The sequence below is a fragment of the Selenomonadales bacterium genome (assembly GCA_017442105.1).
Classification (GTDB): Bacteria; Bacillota; Negativicutes; order RGIG982; family RGIG982; genus RGIG982.
Map to the genome: position 1 here is coordinate 1 of JAFSAX010000091.1, position 3,563 is coordinate 3,563.

Below are 3,563 nucleotides of genomic sequence, written 5' to 3' on the forward strand. Positions count from 1 at the left end.
AGGAAGATGCAGATAGACTGAAAGGCATTGTCGATAGTGCAAAGTATGTCGCAAAAATGGATGGCAGAAGGGCGAATATCCGTGATGTTTTAGACAGATTGGAAGTAACGCTTCGTCCTTTTGCGGACAAGAGAAAATGGGAAACCAGCGGTGCGGACATATTGGAAAGCATTGATTTAAACAAGTTAGAGATTGTCGGCCCTACGGGATCATTGTTTGAAGTAGATATTCCCAATAACGATGTGCTTCTTGATGAAGATAAGCCGTTATCAGAGCAGCCGTTGAAGGTGCGGAAAGCTATTCTTGAATATTATCGCCAAAGACCAAATGACTATATCGCTCCGAAGTCTGAAAACGATTTGGGTACAACAAACGGCAAGCAGTTCTATAAAGAAGTTGTATTCCAAATGTATAACAAAGAGGGACAGAAAAAGTCACCAGAGCGTGCCGCATCCGAAACGCTTAATGCGTTGGGTATCAAAGGCATTACCTATGAAGGAGGCAGAGACGGCAGGTGCTTTGTTGTATTCGACGATAAGGCTATCTCTGTTATCGAGCGGTATAACCAATCCGTTCGCGGCCAGACGCGTATCAGCGGAATGGAACGTGTTGTGAGCTTGTTTGAAGCGGCAGACAAATCAACCTTCGTACATGAGCTTGGGCATGTGGCACTTGCCGATCTCAAGATGCTTGCCGAGATGGAGGGTGCGCCTGCACAGCTCGTCAGAGATTGGCAGACGATCAAAGAATGGCTCGGATATAAGGATAGTCAGGGATTCACGCGAGAACAGCATGAGAAGTTTGCTCGTGGATTCGAAGCATATCTTAGAAGCGGCGAAGCACCTGTACGCGGTCTGAAATCGGTGTTCCGTATGTTCAAAAAGTGGTTGTGCGATATCTATTCCGATTTCGTGCAGCTCGGCGGAAAACCGTCTGCGGAGGTTGCGTTTACGTGCATAAAAATGAGGGATGAAATAGCCTGAAATACGGTTGCGAATATCTAATAAAAATTATCGTAAAATAAATGCAAATTATGATGAAAAAACGAGGGAAAATCCTTATTTTTTTCATCATTTTTTCTTGCTTTTTCATAAAACATCGTCTATACTAGTAGCAGGTTCTAATAGTACCTGCTACTAAGTAAAAGGTGATGAAAAATGACGCGGTGTTCCAGACAAGAGCGACACAAAATTTTGCAGCAGACAATTGAATCAAAACCTTTTTTGACGGATGAGGAGCTTGCAAGACAGCTTAGCGTGAGTGTGCAGACGATCCGACTTGATCGTGCGGCGCTTAATATTCCCGAGTTGCGTCAGCGTACGAAGTTGATGGCTGAGCAGAGTGGGAATAAGACGAAGGCTCTTGAAACGAATGAGGTTGTAGGCGATTTGATCGATCTGGAATTGGGCAAATCGGGAATATCGGTTTTGGAGATCACACCTGATATGGTTTTTGAGAGAACGAGGATCGCACGTGGACATTATGTATATTCGCAGGCGAATTCGCTCGCGCTTTCGGTGATCGATGCACCGCAGGCGTTGACGGGTGTTGCGAATGTGAAGTATAAGGTTCCTGTTACGGTCGGAGAAAAACTGATTGCGAAAGCCGAAGTGGTGAAGCAGAGAGGAAATAAGTTTTTTGTTTGGGTGAAGATCAGAAATGCCGAACAAGAAGTGTTCCGTGCGAAGTTCATCATGGTCACGCTGGAGCAAAAAGGGGAGATTGCCAGATGAGGATCGCAGTAGACGCGATGGGCAGTGATTATGCACCACGTGAGATTGTTCTCGGTGCGATAGATGCTGTCCGTGAATATGGATATGAAGTTGTCTTGGTCGGTGACCAAGAGCAGATAGAAAAAGAGCTGAATGCATGGGGCGATTGGAAGAAGCTTGCGATCACTGTTCACCATGCGTCGGAGATCATTACAATGGACGAGGCGCCGAGCGTTGCTGTGCGCAAGAAGAAAGATGCTTCGCTCGTTGTTGCGACGCGTCTTGTTCGTCAAAAAGAATGTGATGCGGTCATCTCGGCAGGCTCTACGGGCGCAGGTGTTGCGGCGGCGCTCTTTGGTCTTGGTCGTATCAAAGGTATAGAACGTCCAGCGATCGCAACGCCGATCCCGAATACGGCGGGCGGTACGACGGTATTGGTCGATTCGGGTGCAACGGTCGACAGTAAGCCGATCCACTTGGTACACAATGCTATCATGGGTTCTCTGTATGCGGAGAACGTACTTGGGATCGATCGTCCGCGTGTAGGTCTTCTCAACATTGGTGAAGAAGAAGGAAAAGGTAATGAGCAGGCGAAAGCAACGTTCCCGCTTCTCAAAGCACTCGATTGTATCCGCTATATCGGTAATGCAGAGGGACGCGATATCCCCAAAGGCAATGTAGATGTTGTCGTTTGTGATGGATTTGTCGGTAATGTTGTGTTAAAATTCGGTGAGGGTCTTGTAAGCAGTCTGAAAACGATGCTGAAAGAGCATATCAAGAAAAGCAGTATTTGGGTAAAACTGGCGGCTGCTGTTATGCTTCCTGCACTGAAAAAGCTTGGTAAGAAGATGGATCATAATGAATACGGCGGTGCACCGCTTCTCGGTATCAACGGCTGTTTCATTATTTGTCATGGAAGCTCGAAAGCGAAGGCGATCAAAAATGCGATTCGCGTTGCGGCAGAATACAAAAAAAGTCGTGTTGTAGAGCATATTAAGAATCATATTGTTCAGGAGGATAACAGTACAAATGAATAATAAATCGGTAGGTATTATCGGTATTGGCTCGTATGTGCCGGAAAAAGTTGTAACGAATTTTGATTTGGAGAAAATTGTTGATACGTCGGATACGTGGATCTACGAACGTACCGGCATTCGTCAAAGACACGTATGTGCAGAAGATCAGGCAACATCCGATCTCGGCCTTGAAGCAGCAAAAAGAGCACTTGCGGATGCGAAGGTATCTCCTGAAGAGTTGGATCTTATTATTTTGGCAACGGTCAGCCCGGATACGATGTTCCCTGCGGTTGCTTGTCGTGTACAGGATGCACTCGGTGCGAAAAATGCAGCGGCATTCGACTTGTCGGCGGCATGTTCCGGTTTCGCATATGCGATGACGGTCGGTACTCAGTTTATCAAAACGGGTATGTATAAAAAGGTTCTTATCGTTGCGGCGGAAGCACTCTCTAAGATCACGAACTGGCAGGATAGAAATACGTGCGTTTTGTTCGGTGATGGTGCAGGTGCTGTAATTTTAGGTGAAGTAGAAGCAGGATATGGCATCATTGAAGTTGAATTAGGTTCAGAAGGGGCAGGTGCAAATCTGCTTCATATGCCGGCAGGCGGCAGTCGCCAACCGGCAACGCCGGAAACGGTTGCAGAAAAATTGCATTCGATCCACATGAACGGTAACGAGGTATTCAAGTTCGCCGTTAAGACGATGGGTGAGTCGGCTGTTCGTTCGATCGAAAAGGCGGGACTTACGACGGAAGATATTTCTCTTCTTGTTCCGCATCAGGCAAATATGCGTATTATCAAATCGGCAGCCAAACGTTTGGGCTTCCCGATGGAC

4 protein-coding genes are annotated in these 3,563 nt (G+C 46.6%); all 4 read left to right on the top strand.

Features of this window, described 5'->3' with window-relative positions; translation table 11 throughout:
- The coding region (locus IJN28_03485; GenBank protein MBQ6712837.1) for a hypothetical protein at window positions 1–983 on the top strand (983 nt) is incomplete at its 5' end.
- A 174-nt stretch (window positions 984–1,157) separates the two neighbouring features.
- The gene (gene fapR, locus IJN28_03490; protein MBQ6712838.1) at window positions 1,158–1,733 is read left to right on the top strand and encodes a transcription factor FapR; all 576 of its coding nucleotides are present in this window, start codon (window positions 1,158–1,160) and stop codon (window positions 1,731–1,733) included.
- The gene (plsX, locus tag IJN28_03495) at window positions 1,730–2,749 is read left to right on the top strand and encodes a phosphate acyltransferase PlsX (GenBank protein MBQ6712839.1); all 1,020 of its coding nucleotides are present in this window, start codon (window positions 1,730–1,732) and stop codon (window positions 2,747–2,749) included. The genes fapR and plsX overlap by 4 nt, the downstream gene beginning before the upstream one ends.
- Window positions 2,742–3,563, top strand: an 822-nt coding sequence (locus tag IJN28_03500; protein MBQ6712840.1) for a ketoacyl-ACP synthase III, incomplete at its 3' end; no start/stop codon positions are given. The genes plsX and IJN28_03500, both read left to right, overlap by 8 nt.